Here is a 16,379-nt window from a genome sequence, read left to right as displayed (position 1 = left end):
CAAGTCATGAAAAACGCTATTCTGATGCCGCACGGTGTTGCTCCAATTCGTGTCCAGGAGACGCGCCAAACGTCTGAACACGAGTAGAATCAACGCCGTGCACTCAGTCCACTAAATTAAACCGGACAGCAGTGGGCTTGACCCGGCCATCCATGGTTCGAAACCGCCCTCCGCAGCATGGACCCTCGGGTCAAGCCCGAGGGTGACGAGATAGAAATCAGATTCCACCAAACGCAGACCGACGTTAAGCACGAGATTCACGCGTCCAGCCCGAAGCTTTGCCGCAGGAAGGCGGTGGCCAGGGTCAGGCCGGGGCCGTCGATGCCGTGGCCCAGGCCGGGGCGGACCTCGGTGATGACCGGGATGCCGAAGCTGGCCAAGGCCGCTTCCGCCGCCGGCAGGCAATCGGGGTTGACCACCTCGTCGGAATCGCCGTGAATCAGCAGGATGCGCGGCCGGCAGGCCAGTTCCGAGGCCAGCGCTTCCGGGGCCACCACCGCGCCGGAAAAGCCGACGATCGCCGCCGCCGGCCGGGCGCGGCGCGGACCCAGATGCAGGCTCATCATCGTGCCCTGGCTGAAGCCGACCAGGGCCAGGTGCTGGTCCTCCAACCCGCGCGCCGCCAGTTGCGAATCGATGAAGGCATCCAAAAGCGGCGCGGTGGCGCGGATGCCGGCGGCCAGCGCCGCGTTCGAACGATCCGCCAGCGAGAACCATTGCCGCCCGAACGGCGCCATGTCATAGGCGTGCGGCGCGTCGGGGGCGATGAAGGCGGCGTCGGGCAGGGCCGGGGCGATATAGGGCACCAGCCCAAACAGGTCGGACCCATCGACGCCGACGCCATGCAGCAAGATCACCAATTGGCGGGCGGGGCCGCCCGACAAAGGCTCGGCCGCGGGGCCGGACAGGGGGGTGGACATCGGTTCTCTCCGCTCGGGATAATGGTTGTCCTGATTATGGTATGCTTGCCCCCATGCACCAACCCCCGATCGTCACCCGCTTCGCCCCCAGCCCCACCGGCCTGTTGCATCTGGGCCATGCCCATTCCGCCTTGTTCGGCTGGAAGGCGGCGCGCGTGGCCGGCGGTCGCTTCCTGCTGCGCATCGAGGATATCGACCCGGTCCGTTGCCGCCCCGAATTCGTCGCCGCCATCTTCGAGGATCTGGCCTGGCTGGGCCTGGAGTGGGAAAGCCCGGTGCGGGTGCAGTCGAGCCATCTGGCGGATTACGCCGCCGCCCTGGCCCGGCTGGACGCGATGGGCCTGCTTTTCCCTTGCTTTTGCACCAGGAAGGATATCGAGGCGGAAATCAATGCCTCGGGTCACGCCCCGCACGGCCCCGACGGGCCGGTCTATCCCGGTCTGTGCCGTCGCCTGGACCCGGCCCAGCGGGCCGAACGTCTGGCCAGCGGCCAACCGCACGCCGTCCGCCTGGACATGGCCAAGGCGGTGGATCTGGTCGGGCAACTGGACTGGCGGGACCAGGCGGCGGGGATCGTCGCGGCCCGGCCCGAGCTGTTCGGCGACGTCGTGCTGGCCCGCAAGGACACGCCGACCAGCTATCATCTGGCGGTGACGGTCGACGATGCGCTGCAAGGGGTGAACTTGGTGACCCGGGCCGCCGACCTGTTCGAGGCCACCCACGTCCATCGCCTGCTGCAGGAATTGCTGGGCTTGCCGGTGCCGGTCTGGCACCACCACCGCCTGCTGACCGACGAATCGGGGCGTCGATTCGCCAAGCGCGACCGTGCGCTGACCATCGCCAGCCTGCGCGCCGCCGGTCACACGCCCGAAAGCGTGCGGGACATGGCCGGTTTTATTCCCTAAGGCTTTGCCGGTGCAGGACGGTGATCAAGGCCAGCCAAGCGCCGCCGACCACCAGGCCGCCCAGCACCACCATCCAATATTCTCCGGCCGGGACCTTGGCGATGATGCCCAGGACGGCAAAACCGGCGACGCCGCAGACGACGGTGACCACCGAGGCGATGAACAGCCAGGTTTTGGCGGACATTTCCGGACTCCCCATATCATTATATGACTACATTCTACTATAGCGATGCGCCGATCGCCACGCTTCTTTCTTGCGAACGGCTCGCATTTCGGGGCACCATCGGCCTCCCCTTACCCCGGAGCCGCCATGATTGACGACGACAACCTTGACCGCCACAAGGACAAGATGGCCAAGAAGAAGGCCAGCCGCGACAAGCTGATGGCCAAGAAGCAGGGCGAGAAGGGGCTGGTGATCGTCCATACCGGGCCGGGCAAGGGCAAATCGACGGCGGCGTTCGGCATGGCGCTGCGCTGCGTCGGCCACGGCTTTCCGGTCGGCATCGTCCAGTTCATCAAGGGCGCCTGGGACACCGCCGAGCGCCGGATCATGGATTCCTTCGCACCTTTGGTGACCTTCAAGGCGATGGGCGAGGGCTTCACCTGGGAGACCCAGGACCGCGCCCGCGACGTCGCCGCCGCCGGGCGGGCCTGGGCGATGGCCGCCGAGATGCTGGCCGACCCCGCCATCCGCCTGGTGATCCTGGACGAGATCAACGTGGCGCTGCGCTACGATTACCTGGCGCTCGACGATGTGCTGGCGGCGATCAAGGCCCGCCCCGACGGCCAGCATGTGGTGCTGACCGGGCGCAACGCCGCGCCGGCCCTGATCGAGGCGGCCGACCTCGTCACCGAGATGGCGATGGTCAAGCACCCGTTCCGCGACGGCATCAAGGCCCAGCCGGGCATCGAGTTTTAACCGCTTCCTAACCGCCGGCCGGCTAGCCTGAACCCATGCGTCTGATCGTCCTTGCCCTGTTGACCCTGTTGCTGGCCGCGCCCCATCCGGCGTCGGGGCAAGCCGCGTCCGACGGAGCGGCGGTGCTGGCCAAGGCCGCCACCAGCGTCGAACGGCTGCGCCGCGATCCCGGGATGGCGCGCGAGCTCGATCCCCGCCTGGCCCGCGCCCGGGCGGTGCTGATCGTCCCCGATCTGGTCAAGGGTGGCTTCATCCTGGGGGCCGAATGGGGGACCGGCGTGCTGCTGGTGAAAGACAATAGCGGCCGCTGGTCGGGTCCGGCTTTCTATTCGGTGGCGTCGGGATCGGTCGGGCTGCAGATCGGAATCCAGGACGCCGAGACCATTTTCGTCATCATGTCCGATGCCGGCCTGAAGGCGGTGATGGAAAACCGCTTCAAGGCCGGCGCCGACGCCTCGGTGGCGGTGGCCCATATCGGCGGCGGCGCCGAGGCCTCGACCACCACCAATGCCGGCGCCGACATCTATGCCTTCAACAAGGCCATCGGCGCCTATGGCGGCGCCTCGCTGGAAGGATCGGGCATCCTGCCGCGCCATTCGTGGAATGCCGGCTTCTACGGCGGTAACCCGGCTCCCGAGGATATCGTGCTGGCGCGCCGCCTCGACAGCCCCCAGGCCGACCGCCTGCGAGACGTCCTTGCGCGCTAGATTGATCCTTTTCGTTTGCCCCTCGCCGGGCGCAAACCTCCGGTTTGCTTGGCCGCCGCCTCAATGGCGGCATGAGCAGGGCGATTTAACATGAAATCACCCTGCTCGGGTCGCCACCCCCCGGCCCTGATGTTCCAGGGCACCGGGTCGGATGTCGGCAAAAGCCTGCTGGTGGCCGGCCTGGCCCGGGCCTTCGTCGGTCGCGGCCTGGCCGTCCGCCCGTTCAAGCCGCAGAACATGTCCAACAATGCCGCCGTCACCAAGGATGGCGGCGAGATCGGCCGCGCCCAGGCGTTGCAGGCCCGCGCCGCCAGAATTGCCCCGGTCGCCGACATGAATCCGGTGCTGCTGAAGCCGCAATCCGATGTCGGCGCCCAGGTGGTGGTGCAGGGCCGCGTGCTGGCCAATGCCAGCGCGCGCGACTATTACGCCCTGAAGCCGACCCTGCTACCGCGCGTGCTGGAAAGCTTCCAGCGCCTGGCCCAGGGCGCCGACCTGATGCTGGTGGAAGGGGCGGGAGCCGCGGCGGAAGTCAATCTGCGCGCCGCCGACATCGCCAATATGGGCTTCGCCGAGGCGGCCGATATCGATGTGGTGCTGGTGGCCGACATCGATCGCGGCGGCGTCATCGCCGCCATCGTCGGCACCTGGGAATTGCTGCCGCCGGCCGAACGCGCCCGGCTGAAAGGTTATGTCATCAACAAGTTCCGCGGCGATGCGTCGCTCTTCACCCCGGCGGTCGAGCTGATCAAGGCCCGCACCGGGCTCGATTGCCTGGGCATCGTGCCGTTTTTCCCCGACGCCGCCCTGCTGCCGGCCGAGGACGGCGCCACCGCCCCCAAGGGCGGCGGCAGCGGTGCCGTGAAGATCGCCGTGACCCGTCTGTCGCGCATGGCCAATTTCGACGATTTCGACCCGCTGGCGGCCGAACCGGGGGTGACGCTTTCCTTCGTCGGCCCCGGCCAGGCCCTGCCCGGCGATGCCGATTGGATCATCCTGCCGGGTTCCAAGGCGACCATCGCCGACCTGGCCTTCCTGCGCGCCCAGGGCTGGGACATCGACCTGGCCGCCCATCTGCGTCGCGGCGGTAAGGTGCTGGGCATCTGCGCCGGCTTCCAGATGCTGGGCAAATCCGTTGCCGACCCGCTGGGGCTGGAAGGCCCGGCCGGATCGGTGGCCGAAGGCCTGGGCTATCTGGAGGTCGACACCGTCATCAGCGCCGAAAAGACCCTGGTCGAGGTGGCGGGCTTCGACCCGGCCGGCCATCCGGTTCACGGCTACGAGATGCATATGGGCCGCACCGATGGCCCCGATTGCGCCCGGCCGTTCCTGACCTTGGCCGGCCGGCCCGACGGCGCGGTGTCGTCGGATGGGCGGGTGATGGGCGGCTATCTGCACGGGCTGTTCTCGTCCGACCGCTTCCGAAGCGCCTTCCTGGGCGGCGGCAGCGATCTTGCCCATGACGCGCTGGTCGAGCGCGTGCTGGATGGTCTGGCCGCCCATCTGGCCGGTCATGTCGATCTGGATCGGCTGCTTCAGCTGGCCAGCAGGGACTGAATCCACAACACCAGCACCACCAGCCCGGCATGCAGCAGGCAGGCGGCGGAAAACAGGTGCAGCGCCCGGTCGATGTCGGCTGATGTCGCCCGCGCCCGACCCTGGCCGATCCATTTCTCGTCGACGATCAGGCCGGGATATTTGCGCGGCCCACCCAGGGCCAGGCCCAGGGCGCCGGCCATCGCCGCCTCGGGCCAGCCGGAATTGGGCGAGCGGTGGTGGCGGGCATCCTTGATCATGGTGGTGAAGGCCCGCCACGGATTGCCGCGTGCGGCGAAGGCGGCGGCCAGCACCACGATCAGCCCGGACAGCCGGGCCGGGATCAGATTCATCCCATCGTCCAGCCGGGCGGCGGCGAAGCCGAAGGCGCGGTAGCGGTCGTTCTTGTGCCCGACCATGCTGTCCAGCGTGTTGACCACCTTATAGGCGACCAGGCCGGGCAGGCCGAACAGCACGTACCAGAAGGCGGGAGCCACCACCGCGTCCGAGAAGTTCTCGGCCAGGGATTCGATGGCGGCGCGGGCCACGCCGTGTTCGTCCAGGCTTTGCGGGTCGCGGCCGACGATGCGCGAGACGGCATAGCGCCCGGCTTCCAGCCCCTTGGCCTCGAGCGCCCGGGCGACGTCGTCGACATGGTGGAACAGGCTTTTCTGGGCCAGCAAGGTGGCGGCGGCGAACACCTCGAATATCCAGGCGTGCGGCAGCGAGCGGGCGACGAAGGCGATGGCCCAACCCACCCCCACCGCCACCATCAGCATCAGGCCGACGGTGACGAAGCCCCGCAGGCGGCGATCGCGCTCGGGCAAGGTGGCGCGGTTCAGGCGCCGTTCCAGCCCCGCGATGGCGTTGCCGATCAGCACCACCGGATGGGGCACGAAGCGAAACAGCCAGTTCATCTCGCCCAGCACGGCATCGACGCCAAGGGCCATGAACAGCATCAAAAGGGCGTCGGGGGCCGCGCCGAAGTGGGTTCCGAAAGGCAGCATGGCGGGCAGCATAATCGAGGAAGGAAACTCTTACAAATCGCTGCCGACCCTCCTATAGTCCCGACCCAGCCGGCCGAAGGCAAGGACCAGCCGGTTCGGATCAGGAAACGCACGAAGGCAAGGACCACGCGCATGTCGGAAAAAATCGGGGTGATGGTGTGCGGCCACGGCAGCCGCGACGTCGAGGCGACCGAGCAGTTCGCCCATCTGGCCCATCATCTGGCCCATCGTTTCCCGCAATATCCGGTCGAGTCCGGCTATCTGGAATTCGCCCGTCCGGTCATCAAGGATGGCTTGGCCGCGTTGCAGGCCAAGGGCGTGACCCGGGTGCTGGCGGTGCCCGGCATGCTGTTCGCCGCCGGCCACGTCAAGAACGACCTGCCGTGGGAGCTGAATTCCTTCGCCGCCGAACATCCCGGCATGCAGATCCAGTTCGGCCGCGAGCTGGCGGTCGATCCCAAGCTGCTGGCGGCATCCGCCGCCCGCATCGAAGAGGCGCTGGCCAGCCTTGACGCCTCGGTGTCGCGCAAGGACACGCTGCTGTTGGTGGTCGGGCGCGGCACCAACGACCCCGACGCCAATTCCAACGTCTCGAAGGTGGCGCGCATGCTGTGGGAAGGCATGGGTTTCGGCTGGGCCGAGACCGCCTATTCCGGCGTCGCCTATCCGCTGGTCGACCAGGCCCTGGATCGCGTCGTGCGGCTAGGCTACAAGCGCATCGTCGTGTTCCCCTATTTCCTGTTCACCGGCATCCTGGTCAAGCGCATCTATGCCCAGGCCGACCAGGCGGCGGCGGCGCATCCGGGCATCGAGATCGTCAATGCGCGTTATCTCAACGACCATCCGCTGGTGATCGACAGCTTCGTCGAGCGGATCGAGGAGATTCTGGAAGGCCGCACCCACATGAATTGCACCCTGTGCAAGTACCGCGCCCAGGTGGTCGGCTACGAGACCCAGGTCGGCGCCGTCCAGGCCGGACATCACCATCATGTGGTCGGCATCGGCACCGATTCCGACCATCATCATGATCACGATCATGGTCATCATCACGACCATGGGCACCACCACCAACATCACCACGATCACGACCACTGACCATGACCGGCACCCTGTGGGGCATCGGGGTCGGCCCGGGTGACCCCGAACTGATCACCCACAAGGCGACCCGCCTGCTGGAGCGGCTGCCGGTGCTGGCCTGGCCGGCGCCGCTGGAGGGCGAGGGCTTCGCGCGGACCATCGCCGCGCCTTTCATCCCGGCCGGCAAGACCGAGATCGCCATCCGGCTGTCCTTCGCCCCCGACCGCGCCGACACCGACGCCGCCTATGATGGGGCCTGCCGGGCCATCGCCAGCCATCTGGAAGCCGGCCGCGACGTCGGCGTGCTGTGCGAGGGCGATCCCTTGTTCTTCGGCTCGTTCATCTATGTGCTGGCCCGCCTGAAGGATCGCTTTCCGGTCGCCGTGGTGCCGGGCGTGTCGTCGCCGATGGCCGCGGCGGCTGCCGCCTTGCAGCCCCTGACCCTGCTGGACAATGCCCTGGCGGTGATCCCCGCCACCGCCCCCGATGCCCGCATCGAGGCGCTGTTGCAGGCATCCGATGCGGCGGTGATCATGAAGGTCGGCCGCCACCGTGCCCGTCTGGCCGCCCTGCTGACCCGGCTGGGCCTGGCGTCGCGCGCCGTGGTGGTCGAGCGCGCCACGCTTTCCGACCAGCGCATCGTGGCTTTGTCCGATTCCGCCGATTTGTCCTATTTCTCGTTGATCCTGGTGCATCCATGACCGTCGTTCTTTGCCTGACCCCAGCCGCCCTGCCCACCGCCCGCCTGATCCGGAACGGCGTTCCCGGCGCCCAGTTGCACGGCCTGGCCGGCCGGGTCGAGGATGCCGACGAATTGTTCGCCGACACCATGGCCCACATGCGCGAGCTGTTCGCCCAAGGCAAGCGCATCATCGGCGTGTGCGCCGCCGGCATCCTGGTCCGCGCCGTGGCCCCCCTTCTGGCCGACAAGCAATCCGAGCCGGCGGTGCTGGCGGTCGCGGTGGACGGCAGTGCGGTGGTGCCGCTTCTGGGCGGCCATCACGGCGCCAACCAGCTGGCGCGACAGGTGGCAATGCTGACCGGCGGCCAGGCTGCCATCACCACCGCCGGCGACGTCGCCCTGGGCCTGGCGCTCGACGAGCCGCCGGCCGGCTGGCGCGTCGGCAACCCGGCCGCAATCAAGCCAGTGACCGCCGCCCTGCTGGCCGGCGGCCGCGTGCGCCTGGAAGTCGAGGCCGGCAATGCCGAGTGGCTGGACGGACTGCCGACGGCCGAGGACGGCCAGCCGCTGGTGCGCGTCACCGACCACGCGGTCGCCACCGACGAGGACGAATTGCTGCTGCATCCGCCGGTCCTGGCCCTGGGCGTCGGCTGCGAACGAGATTGCGACCCGGCCGAATTGGCAGGTCTGGTCGATGAGGTTCTGGCCGCCAACAGCCTGGCCGCCGGTGCCATCGCCTGCGTCGTCTCGGTCGATCTCAAGGCCTGCGAACCGGCGGTGCTGCAACTGGCCCAGCGTTTGGGCGTGCCGGCCCGCTTCTTCACCCCGGCCCGCCTGGCCGACGAGGCGCCGCGCCTGGCCAATCCGTCCGAGGTGGTGGCGCGCGAGATCGGCTGCCCCGGCGTGTCGGAAGGCGCCGCCCTGGCCGCCGCCGGCCCGCAGGCGATTCTGGTGGTGGAAAAGACCAAGTCGAAGCGCGCCACCCTGGCCATCGCCCGCTCGCCCGATTGCATCGATGCCGGCGCGGTCGGCCGTGGGCGCGGCCGGCTGTCGGTGGTCGGTATCGGCCCGGGCTGGGCCGGCTGGCGCGCACCCGAGGCCAGCGCAGCCATCGCCGCCGCCACCGATCTGGTGGGCTATGGTCTTTATCTCGACCTGCTGGGCGATGCGGCCCTGGGCAAGGCCCGCCACGAAAGCGATCTGGGCGCCGAGGCCGACCGTGCCCGCATGGCGCTTGAACTGGCCGGGCGCGGCAAGGATGTCGCGCTGATCTGTTCGGGCGATGCCGGCATCTATGCCCTGGCGACCCTGGTGTTCGAATTGCTGGACCGCGAGCGCCACGCCGATTGGATGCGGGCCGAAATCCAGGTGATCCCCGGCATTTCCGCCCTGCAGGCGGCGGCTGCCCGCGCCGGCGCGCCGGTCAACCACGATTTCTGCACCATCTCGCTGTCCGACCTGCTGACGCCGTGGGAAACCATCGAGAAGCGGCTGCAGGCGGCGGCTGCCGCCGATTTCGTGGTGTGCTTCTATAATCCGGTGTCGAAGCGCCGCCGCGACCAGCTGGCGCGCGCCCGCGACATCCTGCTCTCGGGCCGCGGCCCCGAAACTCCGGTGATCCTGGCCCGCCAGCTGGGCCGGCCCGAGGAAAGCATCCGGATTATCACCTTGGGCGAGCTGACTCCTGACCATGCCGACATGCTGACCCTGGTGCTGGTAGGCTCCAGCGAGACCCGGCGGATGCGTGCGGGCAGTCGGGAATGGGTCTATACTCCCCGTGGCTATGCCAAGAAGTTGAGCTGAATCATGACCGTCCATTTCATCGGCGCCGGCCCCGGCGCCCCCGATCTGATCACCGTGCGCGGCCTGAACCTGATCCGCAATTGCCCGGTCTGCCTGTTCGCCGGCTCGCTGGTGCCGGCCGAAGTGGTGGCCGAGGCGCCGCCCGGCGCCCGAATCATCGACACCGCGCCGATGAATCTGGGCGAAATCATCGCCGAGATGGAAGAAGCCGACGACAAGGGCCAGGATGTCGCCCGGGTCCATTCCGGCGATCCGTCGATCTATGGCGCGGTGGCCGAGCAGATGCGCCGGCTGGACGAATTGGGCATTCCCTATGACGTCACGCCGGGCGTGCCGTCCTTCGCGGCGGCGGCTGCCGCCCTGGGGGCCGAGCTGACCCTGCCCGACGTCAGCCAGACCATCATCCTGACCCGCACGGCGGTCCGGTCCTCGGCGATGCCCAAGGGCGAGGATCTGGCCACCCTGGGGGCCACCGGGGCGACGCTGGCCATTCACCTGTCGATCGCCAACCTGGCTCATGTGGTCAAGGAACTGACCCCGCTGTACGGCGCCGATTGCCCGGTGGCGGTGGCCTATCGGGTCAGTTGGCCCGACCAGGCCTTCATCAAGGGCACGCTGGGCGACATCCGCGCCAAGGTCAAGGATGCAGGTCTGACCCGCACCGCCCTGATCCTGGTCGGCCGCGTGCTGGGCGGTGCCGATTTCACCGATTCCCGGCTTTACGCCCCCGACCACACCCACATCCTTCGGCCCGCCAAGCCATGAGTCTGGCCCTGCCCGAGTTCCGGCCCGGCACCGTCTGGCTGGTGGGCGCCGGCCCCGGCGACCCGGGCCTGTTGACCCTGCTGGCCGCCCATGCCCTGGCCGCGGCCGACCATGTGGTGCATGACGCTTTGGTCGATCGCCGCATCCTGGCCCTGGCCGCCCCCGGGGCGGAACTGGAATCCATGGGCAAGCGCGGCGGCGCCGACAGCCCCAAGCAGGCGGCCATCACCGCCCGCCTGATCGAGTTGGCGCAGGCCGGCAAGCGGGTGCTGCGCCTGAAGGGCGGCGACCCCTTCGTGTTCGGGCGCGGGCCGGAAGAGGCCCAGGCCCTGGCGGCGGCCAACATCGCCTTTCGCATCGTGCCGGGCATCACCGCCGGCATCGGCGGCCTGGCCTATGCCGGCATTCCGGTGACCGCCAAGGAGTGTAATTCGACGGTGACCTTCGTCACCGGCCACGGCCCCGACGGCGACCTGCCGCCCGATGTCGATTGGGACAAGCTGGGCGCCGGCTCGCAGGTCCTGGTGTTCTACATGGCGGTGCGCCAGTTGGAGAAGCTGGCGGCCCGGCTGATCAAGGCCGGCCGGCCGGGCACCGACCCGGTGGCGCTGGTGTCCAAGGCCGCTTCGCCCGACCAGGCGGTGCTGATCTCGGACCTGGAACGCATTGCCGCCGATGCCGCCGCCCGGCCGCTGCCGGCCCCGGCCTTGATCGTGGTCGGCCCGGTGGTGGGTTTGGCCTCGGTGCTGGATTGGTGGGACGGCGCATGACCGACGCCCTGGCCGTGCTGACGCAAGGCCTGGCGGTGTGCCGCGTCGCCGTCGCCGACCATGGCGGCCTGATCACCAGCCTGGCGCTGACCGGGCTGGTCGGCAGCCTGACCCATTGCGCCGGCATGTGCGGCCCGTTCGTGCTGTCGCAGACCGCCGCCCGCTTCGAGGCGATTCCCGTCTCGGCGATGAACGAATGGCGGCGCCTGGGTGGTGCCCTGCTGATCCCCTATCACCTGGGCCGCGCCACCACCTATGCGGTGCTGGGCGCCCTGGCCGGCGCCGTCGCCGGCCGCCTGGCCCAGGGCGGCGCCTTGCGCCTGCTGGCCGCTGCCCTGCTGGCCTTGGCGGCCCTGTTCCTGCTGGGCATGGCCATCCCGCGCCTGAAGGGTCTATTCGGCGGCTCGGGCGGCGGCGAGGGCTGGTGGGGCCGTCATGTCGGCCGCCTGGCCGCGCCCTTGTTCGCCGCGCCGACCGGCTGGCGCGGCTGGCTTTTGGGAATGGCCTTGGGCTTCATTCCGTGCGGTTTGCTGTATGCGGCGTTGGCGGCGGCGGCGGCCGGCGGCGACGCGCTCGGCGGCGCCCTGGCGATGGTGGCCTTTGCCGCCGGCACCGTGCCGGTTCTGGTGCTGGTCGGCACCGTCGGCCATTTCGCGGTAGCGCGCTGGCGGCAACCGGTGCTCAAATGGGCGCCGCTATTGTTGGCGGCCAATGCCGGCATGCTGGGCTTCATGGCCTGGCGCATGATCTAGGGAGCGGACGTGATGAAGAAGGGGCGGTCGAGCCTGCTGGCGATTCTGGCGGTGGCGGTGGTGGTGGCCTTGGCCATCGGCGCCCGCCTGGCGGTGTGGACCGGCGCCGAGCACCAATCGGCCAGCAGCGGCAATGGCGCCATCGGCGGTGCCTTCACCCTGGTCGATCACCAGGGCCGCACCGTCACCGACCAGGATTTCCGTGGCCGCTGGCTATTGATATATTTTGGCTACACCTTCTGTCCCGACGTCTGTCCGACCTCGCTGACCCTGATGACCTCGGCGCTGGATCGGTTGGACGAGGCTCAGCGCGCCAAGGTCACCCCGGTTTTCGTCACCGTCGATCCGGCTCGCGACACGCCCGAGGTGATGGCCGGCTACGTCTCGGCCTTCACCGCCGACATGGTCGGCATGACCGGCAGCGACGAGCAGGTGGCGGCGGCGATGAAGGCGTTCAAGGTCTATGCCGCCAAGGTGAAAAGCGACGATCCCACCGCCTACACCGTCGATCATTCGTCGATTCTGTACCTGATCGGTCCCGACGGCCGCTTCGTCCAGCATTTCCCCCACGGCGTTGGGGTCGAAGACATCGCGGCGGGCCTGAAGAAGCATCTGAAATAGCATGGCCGCTCCCGGCTTCGTCATCGCCGCGCCGTCCTCGGGCAGCGGCAAGACCCTGGTGACGCTGGGGCTGTTGGCCCATCTGGCCGGGCGCGGTCTTCGGGTCGCCTCGGCCAAGGTCGGTCCCGATTATATCGACCCCGCCTTCCACGCCGCCGCCACCGGGCGGCCCTGCCTGAACCTCGATTCGTGGGCGATGCGGCCGCAAAGCCTGTCCGGCCTGGCCGCGTCCTTGTCGATGGCGGCCGATCTGGTGGTGTGCGAAGGGGTGATGGGCCTGTTCGACGGCGCCGATTCCTTGCCGGGCCAGGCGACCGGTTCGACCGCCGAGGTGGCGGCCCTGGCCGGCTGGCCGGTGGTGCTGGTGATCGATGCACGCGGCCAGGCCGCCTCGGCCGGGGCCGTGCTGCTGGGTTTTGCCCGGGCGCGGCCCGACGTGACCATTGCCGGGGTGATCTTCAACCGCGTTTCGGGCGATAAGCATCGCCGGCTGATCGCCCATGCCTGCGCCGAAATGTGCCCCGACATCGCGCCTTTGGGCTTCGTGCCGCCCTTGCCCCATCTGGTGCTGCCGTCGCGCCATCTCGGGCTGGTCCAGGCGGTCGAGCATCCCGACCTGGCCGGCTTCCTAAGCCAGGCCGCCGCCGCCATCGCCGCCCATGTCGATGTCGATGCCCTGGCGGCCCTGGCGCGGCCGTCGGCTTTGGCCGGGCCGGTGCCCCATCCGCTGCCGCCGCTGGCCGGGCGCATCGCCGTCGCCCGCGACCAGGCCTTCGCCTTCGCCTATCCGGCCCTGCTGCAGGGCTGGCGCGATGCCGGCGCCGAACTGACCTTCTTCTCGCCGCTGGCCGATCAGGCCCCGGACGGCGACGCCGTCTATCTGCCGGGCGGCTATCCGGAACTGCACGGCGCCCACTTGTCCCAGGCCGGCACCTTCCTGGCGGGCCTGCGGCGCCTGGCCGGGCGGTCCGCTCCGGTGTTCGGCGAATGCGGCGGCTTCATGGTGCTGGGCGACGGCATCGAGGATGCCGATGGCCACCGCCACGCCATGGCCGGGCTGCTGCCGCTGGAAACCAGCTTCAAGACCAGGCGGCTGCATCTGGGCTATCGCCGGGCCCGGCTGCTGGCCGACGGGGCGCTGGGGCCGGCCGGGACCATTTATCGAGGCCATGAATTCCACTATGCCAGCATCACCGGTCAGGGACCGGCGCCGGCCTTGTTCGAGGCCAGCGACGCCGCCGGCCAGGCGCTGGGACCGGCCGGTTTGGCCAAGGGTTCGGTGGTCGCCTCGTTCCTGCACCTGATCGACCGGAGCTGAGCTGGCCGGCTTGGCCGACGGGCAGCTTGACTTTCGCCCCCGCTTGCGGCTCATACTGCAGTGCACAAATTAGACAAGACGGTGATAGCCGGAAGGTTATTTCGCAGGTCAGTAACAGAATATAATTTTATTGCCAGGCCACCCGTGTTTGGGTAACAAAACTACTGTGTGGTCGCAATCGGTACGAAGGAAGAGTCGATGCTCTATCATCTCCACGAGCTTCAGCATGCTGCGGTCGCTCCGGTCCGCCTGTGGGTCGAGGCCGTTCAGACCATGTATTCTCACCCGTGGATGCCGATGGCCTATACCAGTATGGGCCGAGCCGTCGCCGCCAGCGCCGAACTGATCGAGCGCACCACCCGGCGCTACGCCAAACCGGAATTCGAGCTGCCGACCACAGTGATCGACGGGACGGAAGTCGCGGTGCGCGAGGTGGTGGTCTACGAGAAGCCGTTCTGCAACCTGCTGCACTTCCAGCGCCAGACCGACCGCCGCGACCCCCGCGTGCTGGTGGTGGCGCCGATGTCGGGCCATTACGCGACGCTGCTGCGCGGCACGGTCGAGACCTTGCTGCCCGACCATGACGTCTATATCACCGACTGGATCGACGCCCGCGATGTCGGCCTGGAGCACGGGCCGTTCACGCTGGACGATTACATCGATTATGTCCGCGAGTTCCTGCACTTCCTGGGCGCCGACACCCATGTGCTGGCGGTGTGCCAGCCGTCGGTGCCGGTGCTGGCGGCGGTGTCGTTGATGGCCGAGGACGAAGACCCGCGCCAGCCCAGTTCGCTGGTGCTGATGGGCGGCCCGATCGACACCCGCATCAACCCGACCAAGGTCAACGAGGTCGCCACCACCAAGCCGTTGTCGTGGTTCGAAAGCCATGTCATCCAGACCGTGCCGTTCGTCCATCACGGGCGCGGCCGCCGGGTCTATCCGGGCTTCCTGCAATTGCAGGGCTTCATGAGCCTGAACCCCGAGCGCCATGTCGGCGAGCATCTGAAGCTGTTCCACAACATGGTGCGCGGCGACGGCGATTCGGCCGAGAAGCACCGCGAGTTCTATGACGAATATCTGGCGGTGATGGACCTGCCGGCGGAGTATTATCTGCAGACCCTGCAGACGGTGTTCATCGAACACCATCTGCCGGACGGCATCATGAAAAGCCGGGGCCGCGCCGTCGATCCCTCGAAGATCCGCCACACGGCGCTGATGACCATCGAGGGCGAGAAGGACGACATCACCGGCCTGGGCCAGACCGAGGCGGCGCACCGCCTGTGTTCCAGCCTGCCCGACTCGATGCGCGTCCACCATGTCGCGGCCAAGGTCGGCCATTACGGTGTGTTCAACGGGCGCCGCTGGCGCGAGGAGATCTATCCCCATGTCCGCGACTTCATCCGGACGCATGACAAGCTCACCGTTCTGGCGGACAAAGCCCATGAACTTGATGAGCAGGACCGAGTGGGAGTCCCTGTGTGACGGGTGCGGTAAGTGCTGCCTGCATAAGCTGGAAGACGAGGATACGGGCGACATCCATTACACCGAAGTCGCCTGTCGCCTGTTGAATCTGGGCACCTGCCGGTGCGGCAACTACCCGCACCGCAAGGAACACGTTCCCGATTGCGTCAAGCTGTCGGCCAACGAGGTCCTGAAGCTGCGCTGGCTGCCGTCCACCTGCGCCTATCGCCTGCTGAGCGAGGGCAAAAGCCTGCCCTGGTGGCACCCTTTGGTGTCGGGCGACCCGGAAACCGTGCACCGCGCCGGCATTTCGGTGCGCGGCCGGGCGGTGGCGGAAAACCGCGCCGGACCCTTGTCGCGGCACATCGTGACGTGGCCCGAATAGCCGAAAGCGCCACCATCGCGCTGGATCTGGGCGGCCGGGTGGTTGCGGTGACCGTGCGCCGCTCGGCCCTGGCCAAGCGCACCGCCATCCGCATCGACCCGCTGCGCGGCGTGGTGCTGGTGCTGCCGCCCCGCGCGTCTCGCGCCGACGCCGAACGCTTCCTGCTGGCCCATCGGGCCTGGGTGGCCGAACGCCTGGCCCGGCTACCGGCCAGCCAGTCGCTCGAGCCCGGCCAATCCGTGGACATCCTGGGCGAACCCCATCTCATCCGCCATTGCCCCGCCGCCCGCCGCGGCGTGTGGATCGAAACGGCCGAGCTGTGCGTGTCGGGCCTGGCCGAACAGGTGCCGCGCCGGGTCACCGCCTTCCTGCGCAATCAGGCCAAAGCAATCATCGCCCGCCATGTCGGCGAACTTTCGGCCCGGCTGGGACGTCGGGCCGGGCGGCTGACCATCCGCGACACCAGGTCACGTTGGGGCAGCTGTTCGAGCCGTGGCGATCTGTCCTTTTCCTGGCGGCTGGTGATGGCGCCGGAATGGGTGCTGGCCTATGTGGTGGCGCACGAATTGGCCCATCTGGTCGAGATGAACCACTCGCCGGCCTTCTGGAATGTGGTGGCGTCCTTGACTCCCGATGCGGCCCGCGCGCGCGGCTGGCTGAAAAGACACGGTGCGGGGCTGCACCTGATCGGGTAATGTGTCCCCGTGAAAAAGTCCCTCGGCTTCGCCTCGGTGTACTTTTCTCCCTTTGA

At 68.5% G+C, this 16,379-nt stretch carries 18 protein-coding genes; 15 read left to right on the top strand and 3 right to left on the bottom strand.

Going from position 1 to position 16,379, the window contains the following annotated elements; translation table 11 throughout:
- Positions 1 to 257: 257 nt before the first annotated feature.
- Positions 258 to 920, bottom strand: a complete 663-nt coding sequence (locus A6A05_RS01540; RefSeq protein ID WP_068496775.1) for an alpha/beta hydrolase — start codon at positions 918 to 920, stop codon at positions 258 to 260.
- Positions 921 to 973: 53 nt separating this feature from the next.
- Here A6A05_RS01540 and gluQRS point away from each other — a divergent pair, with 53 nt between their 5' ends.
- Positions 974 to 1,825 (top strand): tRNA glutamyl-Q(34) synthetase GluQRS, encoded by an 852-nt coding sequence (gluQRS, locus tag A6A05_RS01535; protein ID WP_068496773.1) that lies wholly within the window; start codon positions 974 to 976, stop codon positions 1,823 to 1,825.
- On the opposite strand, the gene A6A05_RS01530 is transcribed toward gluQRS, so the two are convergent.
- Positions 1,815 to 2,009 (bottom strand): hypothetical protein, encoded by a 195-nt coding sequence (locus tag A6A05_RS01530; RefSeq protein WP_068496771.1) that lies wholly within the window; start codon positions 2,007 to 2,009, stop codon positions 1,815 to 1,817. The genes gluQRS and A6A05_RS01530 overlap by 11 nt on opposite strands.
- Before the next feature lie 126 nt (positions 2,010 to 2,135).
- Here A6A05_RS01530 and cobO point away from each other — a divergent pair, with 126 nt between their 5' ends.
- From cobO to A6A05_RS01515, 3 genes are all read left to right on the top strand, one after another.
- Complete coding sequence (gene cobO, locus A6A05_RS01525) at positions 2,136 to 2,744, top strand: cob(I)yrinic acid a,c-diamide adenosyltransferase (protein WP_068496769.1); 609 nt, start codon at positions 2,136 to 2,138, stop codon at positions 2,742 to 2,744.
- Between the two features lie 35 nt (positions 2,745 to 2,779).
- Positions 2,780 to 3,451: a lipid-binding SYLF domain-containing protein gene (locus A6A05_RS01520; RefSeq protein ID WP_068496767.1), complete on the top strand. Its 672-nt coding sequence runs from the start codon at positions 2,780 to 2,782 to the stop codon at positions 3,449 to 3,451.
- A gap of 90 nt (positions 3,452 to 3,541) precedes the next feature.
- Positions 3,542 to 5,008, top strand: coding sequence for a cobyric acid synthase (locus A6A05_RS01515; protein WP_068496765.1), 1,467 nt, complete (start codon positions 3,542 to 3,544; stop codon positions 5,006 to 5,008).
- On the opposite strand, the gene cbiB is transcribed toward A6A05_RS01515, so the two are convergent.
- Entirely contained in the window at positions 4,987 to 5,994 is a 1,008-nt protein-coding gene (gene cbiB / locus A6A05_RS01510) for an adenosylcobinamide-phosphate synthase CbiB (RefSeq protein ID WP_068496793.1), read from the bottom strand. The genes A6A05_RS01515 and cbiB overlap by 22 nt on opposite strands.
- Before the next feature lie 132 nt (positions 5,995 to 6,126).
- Between cbiB and A6A05_RS01505 the strand changes: the two genes are divergently transcribed.
- From A6A05_RS01505 to A6A05_RS01455, 11 genes are all read left to right on the top strand, one after another.
- The gene (locus A6A05_RS01505; protein WP_068496763.1) at positions 6,127 to 7,089 is read left to right on the top strand and encodes a sirohydrochlorin chelatase; all 963 of its coding nucleotides are present in this window, start codon (positions 6,127 to 6,129) and stop codon (positions 7,087 to 7,089) included.
- A 2-nt stretch (positions 7,090 to 7,091) separates the two neighbouring features.
- Entirely contained in the window at positions 7,092 to 7,772 is a 681-nt protein-coding gene (gene cobI / locus A6A05_RS01500) for a precorrin-2 C(20)-methyltransferase (RefSeq protein ID WP_068496761.1), read from the top strand.
- Positions 7,769 to 9,556: a precorrin-3B C(17)-methyltransferase gene (gene cobJ / locus A6A05_RS01495; protein WP_068496760.1), complete on the top strand. Its 1,788-nt coding sequence runs from the start codon at positions 7,769 to 7,771 to the stop codon at positions 9,554 to 9,556. The genes cobI and cobJ overlap by 4 nt, the downstream gene beginning before the upstream one ends.
- Before the next feature lie 3 nt (positions 9,557 to 9,559).
- Positions 9,560 to 10,321, top strand: a complete 762-nt coding sequence (gene cobM, locus A6A05_RS01490) for a precorrin-4 C(11)-methyltransferase (RefSeq protein WP_068496758.1) — start codon at positions 9,560 to 9,562, stop codon at positions 10,319 to 10,321.
- Positions 10,318 to 11,091, top strand: a complete 774-nt coding sequence (gene cobA, locus A6A05_RS01485; RefSeq protein WP_068496756.1) for a uroporphyrinogen-III C-methyltransferase — start codon at positions 10,318 to 10,320, stop codon at positions 11,089 to 11,091. The genes cobM and cobA overlap by 4 nt, the downstream gene beginning before the upstream one ends.
- A complete protein-coding gene (locus tag A6A05_RS01480; RefSeq protein WP_068496754.1) occupies positions 11,088 to 11,843 on the top strand; it encodes a sulfite exporter TauE/SafE family protein in 756 nt (251 codons plus the stop codon). The genes cobA and A6A05_RS01480 overlap by 4 nt, the downstream gene beginning before the upstream one ends.
- Before the next feature lie 12 nt (positions 11,844 to 11,855).
- Positions 11,856 to 12,464: an SCO family protein gene (locus A6A05_RS01475; RefSeq protein WP_068496752.1), complete on the top strand. Its 609-nt coding sequence runs from the start codon at positions 11,856 to 11,858 to the stop codon at positions 12,462 to 12,464.
- A 1-nt stretch (position 12,465) separates the two neighbouring features.
- Positions 12,466 to 13,782 (top strand): cobyrinic acid a,c-diamide synthase CobB, encoded by a 1,317-nt coding sequence (locus A6A05_RS01470; RefSeq protein ID WP_068496751.1) that lies wholly within the window; start codon positions 12,466 to 12,468, stop codon positions 13,780 to 13,782.
- 198 nt (positions 13,783 to 13,980) lie between these two features.
- Positions 13,981 to 15,264, top strand: a complete 1,284-nt coding sequence (locus A6A05_RS01465; RefSeq protein ID WP_068496749.1) for a polyhydroxyalkanoate depolymerase — start codon at positions 13,981 to 13,983, stop codon at positions 15,262 to 15,264.
- Entirely contained in the window at positions 15,233 to 15,628 is a 396-nt protein-coding gene (locus A6A05_RS01460) for a YcgN family cysteine cluster protein (protein ID WP_425411930.1), read from the top strand. Before A6A05_RS01465 ends, A6A05_RS01460 begins: the two co-directional genes overlap by 32 nt.
- Positions 15,616 to 16,323 (top strand): M48 family metallopeptidase, encoded by a 708-nt coding sequence (locus tag A6A05_RS01455; protein WP_068496745.1) that lies wholly within the window; start codon positions 15,616 to 15,618, stop codon positions 16,321 to 16,323. Before A6A05_RS01460 ends, A6A05_RS01455 begins: the two co-directional genes overlap by 13 nt.
- The last annotated feature ends 56 nt before the right edge of the window (positions 16,324 to 16,379 follow it).

The organism is Magnetospirillum moscoviense, assembly GCF_001650635.1.
GTDB classification, from domain to species: domain Bacteria; phylum Pseudomonadota; class Alphaproteobacteria; order Rhodospirillales; family Magnetospirillaceae; genus Magnetospirillum; species Magnetospirillum moscoviense.
The sequence above is the reverse complement of the archived record's forward strand: the minus strand, read 5'-3'. Positions and strand labels throughout refer to the sequence as shown.

Bases quoted from the DNA above. Each gene is read 5' to 3' on its own strand.
- cobI (WP_068496761.1), top strand. From the start codon at position 7,092: ATGACCGGCACCCTGTGGGGCATCGGGGTCGGCCCGGGTGACCCCGAA.
- cbiB (WP_068496793.1), bottom strand. From the start codon at position 5,994: ATGCTGCCTTTCGGAACCCACTTCGGCGCGGCCCCCGACGCCCTTTTG.
- cobJ (WP_068496760.1), top strand. From the start codon at position 7,769: ATGACCGTCGTTCTTTGCCTGACCCCAGCCGCCCTGCCCACCGCCCGC.
- A6A05_RS01520 (WP_068496767.1), top strand. From the start codon at position 2,780: ATGCGTCTGATCGTCCTTGCCCTGTTGACCCTGTTGCTGGCCGCGCCC.
- A6A05_RS01465 (WP_068496749.1), top strand. From the start codon at position 13,981: ATGCTCTATCATCTCCACGAGCTTCAGCATGCTGCGGTCGCTCCGGTC.
- A6A05_RS01540 (WP_068496775.1), bottom strand. From the start codon at position 920: ATGTCCACCCCCCTGTCCGGCCCCGCGGCCGAGCCTTTGTCGGGCGGC.
- A6A05_RS01470 (WP_068496751.1), top strand. From the start codon at position 12,466: ATGGCCGCTCCCGGCTTCGTCATCGCCGCGCCGTCCTCGGGCAGCGGC.
- A6A05_RS01480 (WP_068496754.1), top strand. From the start codon at position 11,088: ATGACCGACGCCCTGGCCGTGCTGACGCAAGGCCTGGCGGTGTGCCGC.
- cobM (WP_068496758.1), top strand. From the start codon at position 9,560: ATGACCGTCCATTTCATCGGCGCCGGCCCCGGCGCCCCCGATCTGATC.
- gluQRS (WP_068496773.1), top strand. From the start codon at position 974: ATGCACCAACCCCCGATCGTCACCCGCTTCGCCCCCAGCCCCACCGGC.
- A6A05_RS01530 (WP_068496771.1), bottom strand. From the start codon at position 2,009: ATGTCCGCCAAAACCTGGCTGTTCATCGCCTCGGTGGTCACCGTCGTC.
- A6A05_RS01460 (WP_425411930.1), top strand. From the start codon at position 15,233: ATGAGCAGGACCGAGTGGGAGTCCCTGTGTGACGGGTGCGGTAAGTGC.
- A6A05_RS01505 (WP_068496763.1), top strand. From the start codon at position 6,127: ATGTCGGAAAAAATCGGGGTGATGGTGTGCGGCCACGGCAGCCGCGAC.
- cobO (WP_068496769.1), top strand. From the start codon at position 2,136: ATGATTGACGACGACAACCTTGACCGCCACAAGGACAAGATGGCCAAG.
- A6A05_RS01475 (WP_068496752.1), top strand. From the start codon at position 11,856: ATGAAGAAGGGGCGGTCGAGCCTGCTGGCGATTCTGGCGGTGGCGGTG.
- cobA (WP_068496756.1), top strand. From the start codon at position 10,318: ATGAGTCTGGCCCTGCCCGAGTTCCGGCCCGGCACCGTCTGGCTGGTG.
- A6A05_RS01515 (WP_068496765.1), top strand. From the start codon at position 3,542: ATGAAATCACCCTGCTCGGGTCGCCACCCCCCGGCCCTGATGTTCCAG.